This is a genomic window from Staphylococcus sp. HMSC34C02, from assembly GCF_001838705.1.
Classification (GTDB): Bacteria; Bacillota; Bacilli; order Staphylococcales; family Staphylococcaceae; genus Staphylococcus; species Staphylococcus borealis.
Genome location: NZ_KV838592.1, coordinates 271,735 through 292,675 on the forward strand (window position 1 = coordinate 271,735; position 20,941 = coordinate 292,675).

Annotated in this window: 17 protein-coding genes; 16 read left to right on the forward strand and 1 reads right to left on the reverse strand. The window is 33.4% G+C overall.

From position 1 onward, the window contains the following. The first annotated feature begins 24 nt into the window (after nucleotides 1–24). The 3 genes from HMPREF3239_RS09965 to rny all read left to right on the forward strand — a co-directional run bounded on the left by HMPREF3239_RS09965 (nucleotide 25) and on the right by rny (nucleotide 4,561). Nucleotides 25–1,167 carry a CinA family nicotinamide mononucleotide deamidase-related protein gene (locus HMPREF3239_RS09965; RefSeq protein WP_070855546.1) on the forward strand — a complete coding sequence of 381 codons (1,143 nt, stop codon included), beginning with the start codon at nucleotides 25–27 and terminating at the stop codon, nucleotides 1,165–1,167. A 175-nt stretch (nucleotides 1,168–1,342) separates the two neighbouring features. Further along, nucleotides 1,343–2,389, forward strand: coding sequence for a recombinase RecA (recA, locus tag HMPREF3239_RS09970; RefSeq protein ID WP_053029340.1), 1,047 nt, complete (start codon nucleotides 1,343–1,345; stop codon nucleotides 2,387–2,389). A gap of 612 nt (nucleotides 2,390–3,001) precedes the next feature. Then, nucleotides 3,002–4,561 (forward strand): ribonuclease Y, encoded by a 1,560-nt coding sequence (gene rny / locus HMPREF3239_RS09975; protein ID WP_070855547.1) that lies wholly within the window; start codon nucleotides 3,002–3,004, stop codon nucleotides 4,559–4,561. Between the two features lie 327 nt (nucleotides 4,562–4,888). On the opposite strand, the gene HMPREF3239_RS09980 is transcribed toward rny, so the two are convergent. Beyond that, complete coding sequence (locus HMPREF3239_RS09980) at nucleotides 4,889–5,104, reverse strand: hypothetical protein (RefSeq protein ID WP_053029342.1); 216 nt, start codon at nucleotides 5,102–5,104, stop codon at nucleotides 4,889–4,891. A gap of 159 nt (nucleotides 5,105–5,263) precedes the next feature. Here HMPREF3239_RS09980 and HMPREF3239_RS09985 point away from each other — a divergent pair, with 159 nt between their 5' ends. From HMPREF3239_RS09985 to glpK, 13 genes are all read left to right on the forward strand, one after another. Then, complete coding sequence (locus HMPREF3239_RS09985) at nucleotides 5,264–6,058, forward strand: TIGR00282 family metallophosphoesterase (RefSeq protein ID WP_053029343.1); 795 nt, start codon at nucleotides 5,264–5,266, stop codon at nucleotides 6,056–6,058. Nucleotides 6,059–6,191: 133 nt separating this feature from the next. Beyond that, complete coding sequence (locus HMPREF3239_RS09990) at nucleotides 6,192–7,952, forward strand: 2-oxoacid:acceptor oxidoreductase subunit alpha (protein ID WP_070855548.1); 1,761 nt, start codon at nucleotides 6,192–6,194, stop codon at nucleotides 7,950–7,952. Next, the gene (locus HMPREF3239_RS09995) at nucleotides 7,953–8,819 is read left to right on the forward strand and encodes a 2-oxoacid:ferredoxin oxidoreductase subunit beta (RefSeq protein ID WP_053029345.1); all 867 of its coding nucleotides are present in this window, start codon (nucleotides 7,953–7,955) and stop codon (nucleotides 8,817–8,819) included. Between the two features lie 219 nt (nucleotides 8,820–9,038). Then, entirely contained in the window at nucleotides 9,039–9,665 is a 627-nt protein-coding gene (locus HMPREF3239_RS10000; RefSeq protein ID WP_070855549.1) for a poly-gamma-glutamate hydrolase family protein, read from the forward strand. Nucleotides 9,666–9,710: 45 nt separating this feature from the next. Further along, complete coding sequence (locus HMPREF3239_RS10005) at nucleotides 9,711–10,007, forward strand: thiamine-binding protein (protein WP_053029347.1); 297 nt, start codon at nucleotides 9,711–9,713, stop codon at nucleotides 10,005–10,007. Nucleotides 10,008–10,321: 314 nt separating this feature from the next. Beyond that, a complete protein-coding gene (gene miaB / locus HMPREF3239_RS10010; RefSeq protein WP_070855550.1) occupies nucleotides 10,322–11,866 on the forward strand; it encodes a tRNA (N6-isopentenyl adenosine(37)-C2)-methylthiotransferase MiaB in 1,545 nt (514 codons plus the stop codon). Then, a complete protein-coding gene (locus tag HMPREF3239_RS10015; RefSeq protein WP_070855551.1) occupies nucleotides 11,867–12,232 on the forward strand; it encodes a YlbF/YmcA family competence regulator in 366 nt (121 codons plus the stop codon). A gap of 21 nt (nucleotides 12,233–12,253) precedes the next feature. Next, complete coding sequence (thiW, locus tag HMPREF3239_RS10020) at nucleotides 12,254–12,745, forward strand: energy coupling factor transporter S component ThiW (RefSeq protein WP_053029350.1); 492 nt, start codon at nucleotides 12,254–12,256, stop codon at nucleotides 12,743–12,745. A 279-nt stretch (nucleotides 12,746–13,024) separates the two neighbouring features. Then, a complete protein-coding gene (gene mutS, locus HMPREF3239_RS10025) occupies nucleotides 13,025–15,652 on the forward strand; it encodes a DNA mismatch repair protein MutS (protein WP_371106764.1) in 2,628 nt (875 codons plus the stop codon). A gap of 12 nt (nucleotides 15,653–15,664) precedes the next feature. After that, complete coding sequence (mutL, locus tag HMPREF3239_RS10030; protein WP_070855553.1) at nucleotides 15,665–17,698, forward strand: DNA mismatch repair endonuclease MutL; 2,034 nt, start codon at nucleotides 15,665–15,667, stop codon at nucleotides 17,696–17,698. 14 nt (nucleotides 17,699–17,712) lie between these two features. After that, nucleotides 17,713–18,246 (forward strand): glycerol-3-phosphate responsive antiterminator, encoded by a 534-nt coding sequence (locus tag HMPREF3239_RS10035; protein ID WP_053029353.1) that lies wholly within the window; start codon nucleotides 17,713–17,715, stop codon nucleotides 18,244–18,246. A gap of 228 nt (nucleotides 18,247–18,474) precedes the next feature. Further along, nucleotides 18,475–19,293: an MIP/aquaporin family protein gene (locus tag HMPREF3239_RS10040; RefSeq protein WP_053029354.1), complete on the forward strand. Its 819-nt coding sequence runs from the start codon at nucleotides 18,475–18,477 to the stop codon at nucleotides 19,291–19,293. Nucleotides 19,294–19,410: 117 nt separating this feature from the next. Continuing rightward, entirely contained in the window at nucleotides 19,411–20,910 is a 1,500-nt protein-coding gene (gene glpK, locus HMPREF3239_RS10045; protein ID WP_053029355.1) for a glycerol kinase GlpK, read from the forward strand. Nucleotides 20,911–20,941 lie beyond the last annotated feature (31 nt).

A 20,941-nucleotide genomic window follows, 5' to 3' on the forward strand; every position in this document is an offset into this window, starting at 1 on the left:
TTATCACTATAGGGAGAAATGAACATGAATATTTCAATTATTGCTGTAGGTTCAGAACTTTTATTGGGCCAAATTGCCAATACAAATGGACAATATTTATCAAGATTATTTAACAGTATTGGAAAAAGTGTCGTTGAACATACGGTTATTGGAGACAATCCGCAAAGATTAGAACGTGTAATTAAAGACGGGTTAAAACGATATGACACAATTGTGTTCACTGGAGGATTAGGACCTACGAAAGACGATTTAACAAAGCATACTGTTGCAAAAGTGCTTGGTAAAAATCTAGTAACTGATGCTACAGCATTAGAATATATAGAAAATTATTTTAAAGAACAAGGTCAAGAAATGACGCCGAATAATAAACAACAAGCGTTAGTTATTGAAGGTGCTAAAGTATTACAAAATCACTATGGAATGGCACCAGGTATGTTAGTGGAAATAGAAGATAAGAAAGTTATTTTGCTACCTGGTCCGCCAAGTGAAATGAAACCAATGGCTAAAAATGAATTATTACCTTGTTTAATGGATGATGATAGCGTTATTTTTTCAGAACAATTGAGATTTGCTGGAATTGGAGAATCTAAAGTTGAAACTGAATTAATGGATTTAATCGATCATCAAGATAACCCAACCATCGCACCGTTAGCTGGTACGCATGAAGTATATATAAGATTAACTGCCAATGCCGATACGAAAAATGAATGTAAACACTTAATTGAACCTACTAAGAATGCAATTCTTGATAGAATTGGGAAATATTATTATGGTTCAGATGATATTGTAATTGAACAAGCACTAATGAATGCTATGGATACACGCTTTAGTCTATATGATGGTGTGACTAATGGCGCACTGTACACACGATTAAAAAATTATGATACCAATCATCTTTTAGAGGGACAATTACCAGATTCACGTGTCTTTATCTCTGAGATAGATAATATTGAAGATAAACTCAAATACGCAACACAATATGTAAAAGATTTATATAAAACTAAATTGGGTATAGCGTTATTACATGATCAAGAGCAAGTTTATCTTGGATATAGCGATGAACGTGTATTTAAATTTGAAACATTTAAAATGCCGTTAAAACGAAATATATTACAAAACAGAAGTCAAAATTATGCCATGATAAAATTATTAAATTGGTTTAAATAATGTTTCTTTTTGAAAATATGAGCACTTATTGAGTACGTTTGTTCGATTTTGTGATTAGACACTTCAATAAAAGCGAACAAATATTCGCAAAAAACTTGTAATTAGATTCAAATGAATGTATAGTATTAGTTAAGATATTAATACGAGGATTAACTCATTAATAGGAGGTTTCGCTTTGGATAATGATCGTCAAAAAGCTTTAGATACAGTTATAAAAAATATGGAAAAATCTTTCGGTAAAGGTGCCGTTATGAAACTAGGCGACAACAAAGGACGTCGTGTTTCAAGTGTATCAAGTGGCTCAGTTACTTTAGATAATGCACTTGGTGTAGGAGGTTATCCTAAAGGTAGAATCATTGAGATTTATGGTCCAGAAAGTTCTGGTAAAACTACAGTAGCTTTACATGCTATTGCTGAAGTACAGAAGAATGGTGGCGTTGCTGCATTCATCGATGCCGAACACGCATTGGATCCAGTATATGCTGAAGCACTAGGTGTAGATATTGATAATTTATATCTATCACAACCAGACCATGGTGAACAAGGTTTAGAAATTGCCGAAGCTTTTGTTCGAAGTGGCGCAGTAGATATAGTAGTAGTTGACTCTGTTGCAGCATTAACACCTAAAGCAGAAATTGAAGGTGAGATGGGTGACACACATGTGGGACTTCAAGCCCGTTTAATGTCACAAGCACTACGTAAATTATCTGGTGCCATTTCAAAATCGAATACTACGGCTATATTCATTAACCAAATACGTGAAAAAGTTGGTGTTATGTTTGGTAACCCTGAAACTACACCAGGTGGACGTGCGTTAAAATTCTATAGCTCTGTACGTTTAGAAGTTCGTCGTGCTGAACAGTTAAAACAAGGACAAGAAATTGTTGGTAATAGAACTAAGATTAAAGTTGTAAAAAATAAAGTTGCACCTCCATTTAGAGTTGCCGAAGTAGACATCATGTATGGTCAAGGTATCTCTAAAGAAGGTGAATTGATTGATCTTGGTGTTGAAAATGATATCGTAGATAAATCAGGTGCATGGTATTCTTATAACGGTGATCGCATGGGTCAAGGTAAAGAAAATGTAAAAACGTATCTTAAAGAAAATCCACAAGTTAAAGAAGAAATTGATCGTAAATTACGAGAAAAACTTGGTATTTTTGATGGTGATGTTGAGGATAAAGAAGAAGATGCGCCTCAAACATTATTTGATGAAGAATAGCGTTTAAAACTTTAATTTTGAATTAAACACAGGTATATTAATTTACTTGAAACGTATGAGTAAACAAAACGATTCATTTAAATAGTTGCTTGAAACATGATAAGAGTCTTCTACATTTGATAAGCTACTTTCGTTATGGACAATGAAAAAAGTGTCAACAGAAGTAGTGTATCAGTGAAAATGTAGTAGACTTTTTGTTATATAAAAATAGAACTTTCAATGAATACATAGTTTGAGAAAACGTTATAAATAGTGATAGCAATTTGCTGTATGGCATAGAATTTAACAAACACTTAAATAAAGTGAATTCAATTAAATAGATATCCCGGTTGTACATGACCCAACACAAGAAATCACATCAAGCAATTCAACAAGCAAAGCAAGCTGGGGATTGGGGGCCCAGCAAAGAGAATTTCCATAAGAAATTCAACAAGCAAAGCAAGGTGGGGATCGGGGATTGGAATGAATGACCATCACACCAGTGCAATTTCATATCTTGACACTAACAAGTTAATAAACGTACAATTGATATGTATAATTATTATACATTCATAAAAATCATGAAGAGATTTTGATATACAAAGCAAATACCTAGAAAAAGGAGGTGTTTATGTGAATTTATTAAACCTCCTACTCATTTTGCTGGGGATTATTCTAGGGGTTGTTGTGGGGTATATTGTAGCCCGAAATTTATTGCATCAAAAGCAATTACAAGCTAGACAAACTGCTGATGATATTATTAAGCAAGGTCAAAAAGAAGCTGATAATATCAAAAAAGAAAAATTATTAGAGGCAAAAGAAGAAAACCAAATCATAAGAGAACAAACTGAATCAGAACTACGTGAAAGACGTGGTGAGCTTCAAAGACAAGAAGCCCGACTTCTTCAAAAAGAGGAAAATTTAGATCGAAAATCTGATCTTCTTGATAAAAAAGATGAGATTTTAGAACAAAAGGAATCTAAACTTGAAGAAAGACAACAACAAGTAGATGCAAAAGAGAGTAGTGTTCAAACATTAATAATGAAGCATGAACAAGAATTAGAACGCATCTCCGGTCTCACTCAAGAAGAAGCTGTTAATGAACAACTTCAAAGGGTTGAACAAGAACTGTCACAAGATATTGCTGTACTTGTTAAAGAAAAAGAAAAAGAAGCTAAAGAAAAAGTTGATAAAAAAGCAAAAGAATTATTGGCTACTACCGTACAACGTTTAGCTGCTGATCATACGACAGAGTCAACAGTTTCAGTAGTTAATTTACCAAATGATGAGATGAAAGGTCGCATAATTGGTAGAGAAGGTAGAAATATTAGAACTTTAGAAACATTAACAGGTATTGATTTAATCATTGATGATACACCAGAAGCAGTCATTTTATCTGGTTTTGATCCAATTAGACGTGAAATCGCGCGTACTGCATTAGTTAATTTAGTCTCAGATGGACGTATCCATCCAGGCAGAATAGAAGAAATGGTTGATAAAGCTAGAAAAGAAGTAGATGACATTATAAGAGATGCTGGTGAACAAGCCACATTTGAAATTAATGTTCATAACATGCACCCAGACTTAGTTAAAGTTTTAGGTCGTCTTAATTATAGAACAAGCTATGGTCAAAACGTCTTAAAACATTCAATTGAAGTAGCGCATTTATCTGGAATGTTAGCTGCTGAACTAGGGGAAGATGTCAGCTTAGCCAAACGTGCTGGATTGCTTCATGATGTAGGTAAAGCCATCGATCATGAAGTTGAAGGAAGTCACGTAGAAATTGGTGTTGAACTAGCTAAGAAATATGCAGAAAATGACACTGTCATTAATGCAATTCATTCACATCACGGTGATGTAGAACCTACGTCAATCATATCTATTTTGGTAGCAGCTGCTGATGCATTATCTGCAGCAAGACCAGGTGCTCGTAAAGAGACATTAGAGAATTATATACGTAGATTGGAACGTTTAGAAACACTTTCTGAAGGTTATGATGGTGTTGAAAAAGCATTCGCAATCCAAGCAGGTCGAGAAATAAGAGTCATTGTATCACCTGAGGAAATAGACGACTTGAAGTCACACAGGTTGGCTAGAGACATTAAATCACAAATTGAAGATGAACTACAATATCCTGGTCACATCAAAGTGACAGTTGTAAGAGAGACAAGAGCAGTAGAGTATGCGAAATAATTTTTAACAGATCCAATTTTTGGATCTGTTTTTTTATGCCTTTAAAGCGTCATTTAAAAGTTAAAAATGAGGTCATACCGTAAAAGAAGTACCAGGTGAACTTTAACATATATGAAAGGGAGAACTTGAAAATTAATTGATCATTTGTCATACTTCAAGTTTAAGATATAAAAAGGAGCAAGATAAATTTCTTTATCTCACTCCGAACCAATGATTGAACATTAGTGCAAATGTACAACTTAACACTTAAAATTCAATCACTTATAATAATTGTTAAATGTAAACTTAAAATATTTTTGTGTTTTACTTAATTGATGATTTAATAAATTATTTAAGTTGTAAATCAGTTTTTTTCAATTCAGAAATAATTTCTGCTGTATCATAACAATTAGTAGCAATATTTGAGTATCTTTCCGCTAAACGATAAGCATTGATGTATAATTCAAGACTTTCTTTAGCAATGTCTTCTGCATCTTCTGATTTAGACGGATTAGATTTTACCACTAATTCTGCAAACTTCTCTGGATCAATATTAATTGACATGTAAATTTTACAACTCCTATTATTTTTGTTAAATCTATCTTAACATATGTTGTATACATGCTAAAGTAAATAGATATCTAATTTAAAAAGAGTGAGAATATCCTCTTTTATTATAGCCCTATATGAATTAAACTATTTTTATGAGAGGATGAACATTCAATGAGAATATTATTTATTGGCGATATCGTAGGAAAAGTTGGAAGAAATGCGATTGCTGAATATTTACCTAAAATTAAACAATCTTATAGACCGACTGTAAGTATCGTTAATGCTGAAAATGCAGCACATGGTAAAGGTTTAACTGAAAAATTGTATAAACAATTATTAAGAGATGGTGTAGATTTCATGACAATGGGCAATCATACATATGGACAACGTGAAATTTATGATTTTATTGATAATGCAAATAGAATGGTTAGACCAGCAAATTTCCCTAGTGAAGCACCTGGTGTAGGTATGAGATTTATTCAAATTAATGATATTAAATTAGCGATTATAAATTTACAAGGACGTTCATTTATGCAAGATATAGATGACCCTTTTAAAAAAGCTGATCAACTAATTGAAGAAGCTAAAAAAGAAACGAATTACATTTTTGTGGATTTCCATGCGGAAACGACATCAGAAAAAAACGCAATGGGATGGTATTTAGATGGCAGAGTCAGTGCGGTAGTGGGAACGCATACACATATTCAAACATCGGATGAACGTGTGCTTCCTAATGGTACGGGTTATATCACAGATGTAGGTATGACAGGGTATTATGACGGAATACTCGGAATTAATCGTGATGAAGTCATTGAACGATTTATCACAAGCTTGCCACAACGTCATGTTGTGCCGAATGATGGCAGAAGTGTTCTTTCAGGTGTTATTATAGATTTAGATAAAGAAGGAAAAACTAAGCATATTGAAAGAATACTCATCAACGACGATCATCCTTTTAATAAATAATTTGAAACCATTCATAGACGATTGGATATAGTCCATTAGTATGAATTTAAATAATTGCCACTGTTGTCATAGTAAGACGGTGGTTATTTTTGTTATGATTTATTATGAATTAATTCCACAGGAGGCATATGATATGAAATCACAAATATCATGGAAAGTGGGCGGACAACAAGGTGAAGGTATCGAATCGACAGGTGAAATTTTTGCCACAGCGATGAACCGTAAAGGATATTATTTATACGGATATAGACATTTCTCAAGCCGTATTAAAGGCGGACACACTAATAATAAAATTAGAGTATCCACTACACCTGTACATGCAATTAGTGATGATTTGGACATTTTGGTGGCTTTTGACCAAGAAACAATTGAATTGAACCATCATGAAATGCGCGAGGATAGTATTATTATTGCTGATGCAAAGGCAAAACCGACGAAACCTGAAGCGTGTCGTGCTCAACTTATTGAATTACCATTTACTAGCACAGCTAAAGAACTAGGTACTGCACTTATGAAGAATATGGTTGCTGTTGGTGCAACGTGTGCCATCATGGATTTAGATACAACTACATTCGAAACGCTTATAACAAATATGTTTACCAAAAAAGGTGAAAACGTTGTAGCAATGAATATTGAAGCTTTAAATCAAGGTTATGCATTGATGAAAGCACAAATAAATGATTTACAGTTAGATTTTAAATTGCAACCAACGGATAAAGATCCTCATTTATATATGATTGGTAATGATGCAATAGGGTTAGGTGCTATTTCAGCGGGCTCTCGTTTCATGGCTGCCTATCCAATTACACCTGCATCTGAAATAATGGAATATATGATTGCGAACGTACCTAAAGTAGGCGGTACAGTAGTACAAACTGAAGATGAAATTGCTGCAGCTAATATGGCAATCGGTGCTAATTATGCAGGTGTTAGAGCATTTACTGCCAGTGCAGGACCAGGTCTTTCACTTATGATGGAAGCTATAGGCCTTTCAGGTATGACGGAAACACCATTAGTAATTATTAATACACAACGTGGTGGACCATCAACGGGTTTACCAACTAAACAAGAACAATCTGATTTAATGCAAATGATTTATGGTACGCATGGGGATATACCAAAGATTGTCGTAGCCCCTACTGATGCTGAAGATGCTTTCTATTTAACGATTGAAGCGTTCAACTTAGCTGAAGCATATCAATGTCCAGTAATAGTATTGAGTGATTTACAATTATCATTAGGTAAACAAACGGTTGAACATCTTGATTATAATAAAATTCACATTCAACGAGGCGAATTATTGCAATCTGATATTGAACGTGAAGAGGATGACAAACAATACTTTAGAAGATATGCGTTAACAGGAAATGGTGTATCACCTAGACCTATACCTGGAGTTAAAGGTGGTATACATCATGTAACTGGCGTAGAACACAATGAAGAAGGTAAACCAAGTGAAGCGGCTGAAAATAGACGTCAACAAATGGACAAGAGAATGCGTAAAACAGCAAATCTATTAATAGAAAAGCCAGTTGAATTAAATGAACAACACGAAGAAGCCGATATTTTATTTATTGGATTTATATCTAGTAAAGGTGCGATTCAAGAAGGCGCTGAAAGACTTAATGCGCAAGGTTTAAAAGTGAATACTATGCAGATTCGTCAACTTCATCCTATGCCGAAAGATGTTATTCAATCAGCTATTAATAAAGCATCTAAAGTCATTGTTGTTGAACATAATTATCAAGGGCAACTTTCAAATATCCTTAAAATGAATACAACAATTCAAGATAAATTGATTAATCAAACTAAATATGATGGTACACCTTTCTTACCTCATGAAATTGAATCTAAAGGGCAAGAAGTAGTAAGTGAAATTAAGGAGTTGGTTTAATTGGCTACATTTAAAGATTTTCGTAATAATGTGAAGCCAAATTGGTGTCCAGGTTGTGGTGATTTCTCAGTTCAAGCAGCTATTCAAAAAGCAGCTGCCAACGTCGGATTAGAGCCTGAGGAAGTAGCAATCATTACTGGTATTGGCTGTTCAGGCCGATTATCTGGTTATATTAATTCATACGGCGTACACGGTATACATGGACGCGCATTACCACTAGCACAAGGGGTTAAAATGGCGAACAAGGATTTAACTGTCATTGCCTCTGGTGGCGATGGTGATGGATACGCTATTGGTATGGGACATACTATTCATGCATTAAGACGTAATATGAACATGACGTATATTGTTATGGACAATCAAATTTATGGCTTAACTAAAGGGCAAACCTCTCCATCATCTGCAGTAGGTTTCATAACAAAATCTACGCCTAAAGGTAATATCGAGAAGAATGTTGCACCACTTGAATTAGCATTATCATCAGGTGCAACATTTGTAGCCCAAGGGTTCTCTAGTGATATTAAAGCGCTAACTAAGCTCATTGAAGATGCGATTAATCATGATGGCTTTTCATTTGTAAATGTCTTTTCACCATGTGTTACTTATAACAAAGTAAATACGTATGATTGGTTTAAAGAACATTTAACAAGCTTAGATGACATAGAAGGCTATGATACGTCTGATAAACAATTAGCTATGAAGACTGTTTTAGATCATGAGTCTTTAGTCAAAGGTATCGTGTATCAAGACACTGAAACCCCGTCATATGAATCTCAAATAGAAGAACTAAATGAAAGTGCATTATCTAAGCGAGATATTCATATAACTGAAGAAGATTTCAACAACTTAACTTCTCAATTTGTATAAAAATTTAATTCACTCACTTCTAAACAACGTATGTTTGGAGGTGAGTTTTTTGTATAACGACCTATTCATTACATATTTTTTGAATCATACATTAGTATTTAGATACTATTAAAAGTATTTAGTTTAAGTAATCATTATTAAATTTTAGATAAATACTTTTTAGGAATAAAATGAAGGGAAAAGAAAAGTAATAATAATTTACTTAAGTGAGGTTTCAAAATGGATAAATATCAGTCTATGAGAGAATTGCAAAGTGAAACGATTGAGAATGAAGATTGGGAAATTGTCACTGATAATAGAGATAGCGAAATAACAATTCTAGCGATACATGGCGGTGGAATAGAACCTGCTACTACTGAACTTGCGCGTGTTATTGCTAATGATGGACAATTTAATTATTTTGCATTTAATGGTATGCGAACAAAAGGAAACAATGAGTTGCACGTAACATCTATTAATTATGATAATGACATTGCTATGGATTTAGTAAAAACAAGTGAACGTGCAATCACAATTCATGGATGTCTTGGTGAAGATGAAATCGCTTATATCGGTGGTAAAGATAATCTTTTAAAAGAGCGTATTGTTGAAGAATTAAGTCAAATTGGTATAGAAGTAAAAGAAGCACCTAGTCATATGTCTGGTACTCAAGATAATAATATCGTGAATTGTACAAAAAATGGTGTAGGTGTGCAAATAGAGTTAACGTCTAGTTTGAGAAAATCTTTATTCAAAAATAATAAGAGCAACCGTAAAAGTAGGTTGGACGAATCGAATTGGGACGATAAGATGTTTGATTTTAGTAAAGCAATTAATATAGCAATTACTGAAGGCAATTTTAATTAATGCGTGGTAGAATTAAAGTAATAGAATAGACTGAGGTGATTATTAATGCAAGATACATTAATGAGTATTCAAATCGTTCCAAAAACGCCTAACAACGAAGACGTTATACCGTATGTAGATGAGGCTATCAAAATCATAAATGATTCTGGTCTACATTTTAGAGTGGGTCCTCTTGAAACCACAGTTCAAGGCGATATGAGTGAATGTTTAATCCTAATTCAGAAATTACATGAACGAATGGTTGAATTAGAATGTCCAAGTATTATTAGTCAAGTTAAGTTTTATCATGTACCAGCTGGTATCACAATTGAAACGTTAACAGGAAAATATGATAGTGAATAAATGGCTTTTGAAGGGGCTAGGACATAAATAATATAATGATGTTATTTTGTAAATTCGCAGTAGCTAACTGAACTGAGAAGGCGCTTTAATCAAGCTTTTCTCAGTTCTAGTCAAGGGCCCCAACAAGTAGAGCATCATTAAGAATACTACAAGCAAAGCAAACTAGGAGTGGACGATGAATTTTAAAAGAATTCTGACTCACTCCTTTTTAAAATGACAAATTTATTAACTATTTTAACTCTTTTTGCACTTTATAATTAATTTTAATATAATGAACTAATGATATTAGGGCATATAGAAAGGAATTTTTTAAAGTGAATGAAGAACAAAGAAAAGCTGGTACGATAAATATCTTAAATGAGCGCGATAAGAAAGTAGAAAAAGATTATAGTAAATACTTCGAAAAAATTTATCAACCACCTAGTTTAAAAGAAGCACGTAAACGAGGTAAACAAGATATTAATTATAATCGCGATTTTCATATAGAAGACAAATACCAAGGAATGGGAAAAGGGCGTACATTCTTAATTAAAACATATGGTTGTCAAATGAATGCACACGATACAGAAGTAATGGCTGGGATTTTACAAGCTTTAGACTATACAGCTACAGATGATATAAATGAAGCGGATGTTATTTTGATTAATACTTGTGCAATTCGTGAAAATGCTGAGAATAAAGTTTTTAGTGAAATTGGTAACCTAAAACATTTAAAAAAGAATAGACCTGAAGCATTAATCGGTGTTTGTGGATGCATGTCTCAAGAAGAGTCAGTCGTAAATAAGATACTTAAGTCATATCAAAATGTAGATATGATTTTTGGTACACACAATATCCATAAATTACCAGAAATATTAGAAGAAGCATATCTTTCTAAAGCAATGGTTGTAGAAGTTTGGTCTAAAGAAGGCGACATTATTGAAAACCTACCAAAAGTTCGTGAAGGCAGTACGAAAGCATGGGTTAATATTATGTATGGTTGTGATAAATTCTGTACATATTGCATTGTGCCATTTACTAGAGGAAAAGAACGTAGTCGTAGACCAGAAGATATCATTGACGAAGTTCGTGGTTTAGCACGAGATGGTTATAAAGAAATCACTTTGCTTGGTCAGAATGTGAATTCATATGGTAAAGATATTAAGGATCTAGATTATGGATTAGGAGATTTATTAGAAGATATTTCTAAAATTGATATCCCAAGAGTACGTTTTACTACAAGTCATCCATGGGACTTTACGGATAGAATGATTGAAGTTATAGCTCAAGGTGGAAATATAGTGCCACATATCCATCTACCTGTGCAATCTGGAAATAATGCTGTATTAAAAATTATGGGACGTAAATATACGAGAGAAAGTTATTTAGATTTGGTACATAGAATTAAAAATGCCATTCCGAATGTCGCATTAACGACAGATATAATTGTTGGATATCCTAACGAAACCGAAGAACAATTCCAAGAAACACTATCATTATATGATGAGGTCCAATTTGAACATGCATATACGTACCTATATTCTCAAAGAGATGGTACGCCAGCTGCTAAAATGAAAGATAATGTACCTGAAGATGTGAAAAAAGAGCGCTTGCAACGTTTAAATAAAAAAGTAGGTCATTATTCTGAAAAAGCGATGAATCAATATGAAGGGCACACAGTAACTGTCTTATGTGAAGGTGTTAGTAAGAAAGATGATACGGTTCTAGCCGGTTATACTGAGAAGAATAAATTAGTAAACTTTAAAGGTCCACGTGAGGCAATCGGAAAATTAGTAGACGTTGAAATTGATGAAACAAAACAATATTCATTAAATGGTACATTCAAAGAATTTCATAGTGCGCCAATGGTGACTAATTAAATGTATAGCAAAGATGAAATTTTAAAACAAGCCGATCAACTCACAAATAAAATTAAAGATTTAGACCTTATAAAATCATATCAAAATATAGAAAAACAAATTCATGACAATCGTAATATTGAAAATAAAATGAACCGTTTAAAAAAACAACAAAAGCAGTCAGTTAATTTTCAAAATTACGGTAAACAGCATGCCTATCAACAATCAGAAGATGAGATTGAAGCTTTAGAACATGAAATTAATGAATTACCAATAGTTGAGGAATTTCGCTCTGCACAATATGAAGCGAATGATTTATTACAACTGATGATAAGTACTATGGAAGATCGTTTAAACGAACATAATGAAGATGAACATAAGGAATAATATAAGAAAGGGATAAGCACTATGAACAATAGAAAACTAACACTTACAGCATTGTTGATTGCCACTAACGTTGTGTTAAGTAGTTTTATTATCATTCCATTGGGACCTATAAAAGCAGCACCTGTGCAACATTTTATCAATGTATTATGTGCAGTATTTGTGGGACCATGGTATGGTTTAGCTCAAGCACTCATCTCATCGATCTTAAGAAATTTATTTGGCACTGGTAGCTTTTTCGCATTTCCAGGAAGTATGATTGGTGTACTTTTAGCCAGTGTGTTTTATATGTACAGGAAACATATTTTTATGGCTGCTGTTGGTGAAGTAATTGGTACTGGTATAATAGGAAGTTTGTTATGTATTCCAATGGCATGGTTCTTAGGCATGCAAGATTTCTTTGTTAAACCATTAATGATAGCGTTTATTATTTCAAGTTTTATAGGTGCTGCGATTAGTTATTTCTTACTTTTTATGTTGAAAAAACGAGGATTACTGGATAAGTTTAAAAAATAATACTTTGTGAATGAAGAGTTGTTTTAATTAATTTGAGATTATCATTTTCAAAAGAAAGAGGCAGACGTATAAAAAATGTCTATATTCTTAATTTTGTTATGATAATCTTTTTTTATTGATCATTGTGATAAATAAATTTTGCAATATTATATAAAGTTAAATTAAATGAACTCACGAGCGTTGTAACATTTCATATGTTAAAATATATAAGTTAAAAGTACGTTATAATTCGGAAAAATATAGTAAGGTTGTGAAAATATGTCGAATACGACACCGATGATGCAACAATATTTGAAAATTAAATCGCGATACCAAGATTGTTTATTATTCTTTAGATTAGGCGATTTTTATGAAATGTTTTTTGAGGATGCAAAAGAAGCGTCTAGAGTATTAGAAATTACATTGACTAAAAGAGATGCTAAAAAAGAAAACCCAATTCCTATGTGTGGCGTACCTTATCACTCTGCGAATAGCTATATTGAAACGTTAATAAATAATGGCTACAAAGTAGCAATATGTGAACAAATGGAAGATCCTAAGCAAACGAAAGGTATGGTAAAACGAGAAGTAGTTAGAGTAGTAACACCTGGAACAGTAATGGAACAAGGTGGTATGGATGAGAACCAAAATAACTATATTTTAAGTTTTATTAAACAAGATAGTAACTATGCCTTAAGTTATTGTGATATTTCAACTGGTGAATTAAAAGCTACTCAAATTGAAGATGAAGATACTTTAATAAATGAAATTGTAACGATAAATCCTAACGAAATCGTTGTTAATCAAGAAATTGATGAAAGCCTTAAAAAACAAATCTATTTAACAACAGAAACAATAACTGTTAGAGAAACAATTTCGGATGCTTCATATGAGGTTAATCAACTAACTGATCATCATACGTATCAAGCTACTCAATTATTACTCGACTATGTATATCATACACAAAAGAGAGATCTATCTCATTTAGAGAGTGCAATCACATATGCTGCAGTTGATTTCATGAAGATGGATTACTACGCTAAAAGAAATTTAGAATTAACTGAAAGTATAAGATTAAAATCTAAAAAAGGCACGCTTTTATGGTTAATGGATGAAACGAAAACACCAATGGGGGCGCGTCGACTTAAGCAATGGATAGACAGACCTTTAATTAATAAAGAAAGAGTAGAAGAGAGACTAAATATAGTTGAATCATTCATGAATCACTTCATTGAAAGAGATACGTTACGAGGTTATTTAAATCAAGTTTATGATATAGAACGATTAGTTGGTCGCGTAAGTTATGGTAACGTCAATGCACGTGATTTAATTCAACTTAAACATTCAATTTCTGAGATTCCTAATATTAAAGCACTTCTCGAAAGTATGAATGACGTTGCAACAAACCAATTTAGTTCTCTTGAACCATTAGAAGATTTATTACAGGTATTAGAAGACAGTTTAATTGAAGAACCACCTATTTCCATTAAAGATGGTGGCTTGTTTAAACATGGCTTTAGTAAACAATTAGATGAATTCTTAGAGGCCTCTAAAAATGGTAAAGATTGGTTGGCACAGTTACAAGCTAAAGAACGAGAGCGAACAGGAATTAAATCACTTAAAATTAGCTACAACAAAGTATTTGGATATTTTATAGAAATTACACGAGCAAACTTACAAGGATTTGAACCGAATGAATATGGTTATCACCGTAAGCAAACTTTATCAAATGCTGAGCGTTTTATAACAGATGAGTTAAAAGAAAAAGAAGATATTATTTTAGGTGCTGAAGATAAAGCAGTAGAACTTGAGTATCAACTTTTTGTTCGTTTAAGAGAACATATTAAAACTTATACGGAAAGACTTCAAAAGCAGGCTAAAATTATTTCTGAACTTGATTGCTTGCAAAGTTTTGCTGAAATTGCACAAAAATACAACTATGTTAGACCTGAATTTAGTGATAATAAAACATTAAAATTAGAAAACTCACGTCACCCTGTGGTTGAACGTGTAATGGACTATAATGACTACGTTCCTAATGATTGTGAATTAGACAAAGACAACTTTATTTATCTTATCACTGGTCCTAATATGTCAGGTAAGTCAACTTACATGAGACAGGTTGCAATCATCAGTATTATGGCTCAAATGGGGGCATATGTTCCATGTGATAAGGCAACATTGCCAATATTTGATCAAATCTTTACTCGAATTGGTGCTGCAGATGATTTAGTATCAGGGAAAAGTACATTTATGGTAGAGATGTTAGAAGCACAAAAAGCATTAACATATGCGACTGAAAATAGTTTAATCATTTTCGATGAAATTGGTAGAGGTACTTCGACGTATGATGGCTTAGCTTTAGCCCAAGCCATGATTGAGTATGTTGCTCAAACGTCTCACGCAAAAACGTTATTCTCAACGCATTATCATGAATTAACTACATTAGATCAAGCACTACCAAGCCTTAAAAATGTACATGTTGCCGCTGATGAATATCAAGGAGAGTTAATCTTCTTACATAAAGTAAAAGATGGGGCTGTTGATGATAGTTATGGTATTCAAGTAGCTAAACTGGCTAACCTACCAGATGAAGTGATTAATCGTGCGCAAGTTATTTTAGATGCTTTCGAACAACATCAAAACGCCAATGATTATGAAGAAACTAGTAATTCAGTGCTTAAGGAATCGGTGTCAGTCGATAGCCACGATATTAACGCTACACAAAATAAAAAAGATAGCGATAAAAAAGTACAAACTGACAATCATGCAACAAGCAATGAATTTGAACAAGCATCATTTAATCTATTCGATTCAGAACCAACAGTAAGTGAAATCGAAGAAGAGATTAAAAAACTTAATATATCAAATATGACACCGATTGAAGCATTACTTAAACTAAGTGAATTACAAAATCAATTGAGATAGAGGTGTTGGAAAATGGGCAAAATTAAGGAACTACAAACGTCTCTTGCGAATAAAATAGCAGCTGGTGAAGTAGTAGAGCGTCCAAGCTCAGTTGTGAAAGAATTGTTAGAAAATGCAATCGATGCACAATCTACTGAAATTAATATTGAAGTAGAACAATCAGGCATTTCTTCTATCAGAGTCGTAGATAATGGTACTGGTATTGAACAAGATGACTTAGATTTAGTATTTCATAGACATGCAACAAGTAAGTTAGATGCAGATGATGATTTATTTCACATTAGAACATTAGGTTTTCGTGGTGAGGCATTAGCAAGTATATCTTCAGTAGCTAAAGTTACGCTTAAGACGTGTACAGATAGTGAGAATGGTCATGAAATCTATGCCGAAAATGGCGAAATTTTAAGTCGTAAACCAGCTAAAGCTAAAAAAGGTACCGACATCACAGTAGCATCACTATTCTACAATACACCAGCTCGCCTAAAATATATAAAAAGTTTATATACAGAGTTAGGCAAAATTACAGATATCGTCAATCGTATGGCAATGAGTCATCCCGATATACGTATTTCTTTAATATCAGATGGAAAAACATTGTTGAAAACTAACGGTTCCGGTAAAACAAATGAAGTTATGGCTGAAATCTATGGTATAAAAGTTGCAAAAGATTTAGTACATATTCAAGGTGATACGAGTGATTATCACTTAGAAGGTTTCGTAGCTAAACCAGAGCACTCAAGAAGTAATAAGCATTATATTTCAATATTTATTAATGGCAGATATATTAAAAACTTTGTACTCAATAAGGCAATTATTGAAGGGTATCATACACTACTTACAATTGGACGTTATCCGATTTGTTACTTAAATATCGAAATGGATCCAATACTTGTAGATGTGAATGTTCATCCAACGAAATTAGAAGTCAGATTATCAAAAGAAGAACAATTATATCAATTAATTGTTGAGAAAATTCGAGAGGCTTTCAAGGATAGAATTTTAATTCCGCAAAATAATTTGGATAGAAGACCTAAAAAAAATAAAGTATTAAATCAATTTGAACAGCAAAAAATAGACTTTGAGAGACGTCAACAGAAATTGAATCAAGAGACTGCGACTCCAACCTATAAGACATCTAGTGATTTTAATGACGATAACTTAAATGAAGCAAATTATGAGTACGATGGTCCAGATAATAAAGATAGCATAAATGAAAGTACGAAAAGCATCGTTCACAATAATAAACGCGCCGATGACAAAGATTACTTCCAAATTCAAAAAGAAATTTTGAATGAAATGGATAGTGATACGACTAACCCAGATAATCAGGATATAAATTACGCAACAAAAGGCGCATCAGAAGCCAATATGAGTGATGAAATAGCGCCAAAAGATCTACAAGCACTATATCAACCACAAGATAGCAATGATATTAAAGGAAAGGTAAGTAACACACCATCGCGACGTGTTCCATATATGGAAGTTGTCGGCCAGGTACATGGTACATATATTATTGCGCAAAATGAAAACGGCATGTTTATGATTGATCAGCATGCTGCTCAAGAACGTATTAAATATGAATATTTTAGAGAAAAAATTGGCGAAGTGACGAATGAAGTCCAAGATTTGTTGATACCATTAACCTTTCACTTTTCAAAAGATGAACAAATGATTATAGACCAATATCAGGAAGAATTAGACAAAGTAGGCGTTCATTTAGAGCACTTTGGCGGTCATGATTATATCGTGAATAGTTACCCTGTTTGGTTCCCAAAAGCGGAAGCGGAAGAAATTATTCAAGATATGGTTGAATTGGTATTAAATGATAAAAAAATAAGTGTAAAAAAAATGCGTGAAGATGCTGCGATTATGATGAGTTGTAAGAAATCAATTAAGGCAAATCATTATTTAAAAAATAATGAGATGGCGGATTTGATTGATCAATTACGTGAAGCGGAAGACCCATTCACATGTCCGCACGGCAGACCTATTATCATCAACTTCTCGAATTATGAACTAGAAAAACTATTTAAACGCGTCATGTAGAGAGGAAAATGCTTATGAAAGAATACGTTTTACCTGCGATACGGAATATGAAAGACTTAGAGAAATTAATAAAAACAGATTATAAAATATGTGTGCTATTAGATATGCATATTGGTCATTTGAAAAGTGTTATGGCGCTGTTAAAGGCGAATCAAATTGAAGCCTATATTCATATCGATTTAATTAAGGGTATGGCTGTCGATGAATATGCTTGTGAATATATCATTCAAACATATAGTCCTAAAGGAATCGTTTCTACCAAATCTAAAGTAATTCAAAAAGCTAAATCGTTAAATAAGTTAACGATTTTCAGGGTGTTTATTATAGATAGTCAAGCCTTAAGTAGAAGTATTAACTTAATTAAGAAAGTTGAGCCTGATTATGTAGAAGTATTACCTGGTATAGCGCATAAAGTTGTTAAAATCATTGATGAAGAAACTGCTTCAAAAGTCATTGCTGGTGGTTTGATTAATGAAGAAAGCGAAATAACTCAGGCACTTAATAGCGGTGCGAGCTACGTTACAACCAGTAACCGTGCATTATGGTAATTCGTACCGCCATCAATCCAACTTCCTTCTTAATTTTATAAAAATGAGAACAATCAATTTTTAGGATTACTTAAATGTGACAAAATTTCAACGAAAGTATTGACAACGCTTACAAACTTTCTGTATGATTTAAACAAGTTAATATTAAGATTAAGAGACGAAGAGATTTCTGCAATGCCTTTATTAGCGCTTTTGTAGGAATCTTTTTGTCTTATAGGAGGATTCATCATGAATGTTTATTTAGCAGAATTTTTAGGTACTGCTATTCTAATTCTTTTCGGTGGTGGCGTTTGTGCTAACGTTAATTTGAAGCGAAGCGCTGGTCAGGACTCTGACTGGATCGTTATTGCAGCAGGTTGGGGACTAGCTGTATCAATGGGTGTTTACGCAGTTGGAAAATTTTCAGGAGCACATTTAAATCCAGCGGTGACTATTGCTTTAGCGATGGACGGCGGTTTTAGTTGGGCGCAAGTACCAGGTTACATAATCTGTCAAATGCTTGGAGGTATTGTAGGTGGTGTGCTCGTTTGGTTAATGTATTTACCACATTGGAAAGCAACAGAAGATAAAGGTGCGAAGTTAGGTGTATTTTCTACAGCGCCAGCAATTAAGAACTATTTTGCAAACTTTTTGAGTGAAATTATTGGTACAGCGATTCTTTGCTTAGGTATTTTATTTATTGGTGTTAATAAAATTGCCGATGGATTAAATCCGCTTATCGTTGGTGCCTTAATCGTTGCAATTGGGCTAAGTTTAGGTGGTCCTACTGGATATGCCATCAATCCTGCACGTGATTTAGGACCAAGAATTGCACATGCAATGCTACCAATAGCTGGTAAAGGTGGTTCTAACTGGGGCTATGCTATAGTACCTGTATTGGGGCCTATTGCAGGAGGCATGTTAGGAGCAGTTATTTATAAAGTCTTCTACAAAGGACAATTTGATTTGATTTGTGCAGTTGGTATTTTACTAGTTATCGTTACATTAGTGCTTGGTTTGGCACTGAATAAAGCTAATAAATCAAATGATATTGAATCAATTTATTAATTAATATCTTACATTTATGATTATTTTTTTGGAAAAGTGCTATAACTATAGTACACTTCCTTAATATTTAAATTCTTTAACAATTGTTTATTCATATAGCAGAAAGGGAGAAAATTTATGGAAAAATACATCATGTCGATAGACCAAGGAACAACAAGTTCAAGAGCTATCTTATTTGATAAAGAAGGCGACATCAAAGGTGTTGCACAAAGAGAATTCAAACAATACTTCCCTAAATCAGGTTGGGTAGAACACGACGCTAATGAAATTTGGACTTCAGTATTAGCAGTTATGGCAGAAGTGTTAAATGAAAATGAAATTAACGCTGATCAAGTTGAGGGTATTGGTATTACAAACCAACGTGAAACGACAGTTATTTGGGATAAAAATACAGGACGTCCAATCTATCATGCAATTGTATGGCAATCTCGTCAAACACAAGCAATCTGTCATGAATTAAAAGAGCAAGGACATGAAGAAACGTTCCGTAATAAAACAGGTTTATTATTAGACCCATACTTTGCTGGAACGAAGGTGAAATGGATTCTTGATAACGTTGATGGCGCTAGAGAAAAAGCGGAAAATGGCGACTTATTATTTGGTACAATTGATACTTGGCTCGTGTGGAAATTGTCTGGTGGAGAAGCACATATTACAGACTATTCAAATGCAAGTCGTACACTAATGTATAATATTTATGATTTAAAATGGGATGAAGAACTTCTTGAATTATTAAGTGTACCTAAACAATTGTTACCAGAAGTTAAACCATCTAGTGAAATTTACGCACATACAAGAGACTATCATTTCTTTGGCCAAAAAGTACCGATTTCAGGTATCGCTGGTGACCAACAAGCTGCACTATTTGGACAAGCATGTTTCGAACGTGGAGATGTGAAAAACACGTATGGTACTGGTGGCTTTATGTTAATGAATACTGGCGAAGAACCAGTTAAATCTGAAAGTGGATTATTAACTACTATTGCGTATGGTTTAGATGGTAAAGTTAATTATGCACTTGAAGGCTCTATCTTTGTTTCAGGATCAGCAATCCAATGGTTACGTGATGGTTTAAGAATTATAAATTCAGCGCCTCAATCTGAGAACTATGCGACTCGCGTTGATTCTACTGATAATGTTTATTTCGTACCAGCATTCGTTGGATTAGGTACGCCTTACTGGGATTCAGAAGCAAGAGGTGCCATCTTCGGTTTGAGCCGTGGTACTGAAAAAGAACACTTCATTCGAGCAACATTAGAATCATTATGTTATCAAACACGTGATGTTATGGAAGCGATGTCTAAAGATTCTAAAATTGAAGTGAACAATTTACGTGTTGATGGCGGTGCAGTTAAAAATAACTTTATCATGCAATTCCAAGCAGATATTGTTAATACTGCAGTAGAGCGCCCAGAAATTCAAGAAACTACAGCATTAGGCGCTGCTTATTTAGCGGGGTTAGCAGTTGGTTTCTGGGATAGTAAAGATGAAATCGCAAATAGATGGCAATTAGAAACAGAATTTACACCACAGATGTCTGAAGAAGACAGAACTAAGTTATATAAAGGTTGGAAAAAAGCAGTTGAAGCTACTCAGGTCTTTAAATTAGAAGATTAATCTCTAAACATGGCTTAGTTTATTGAAGTGT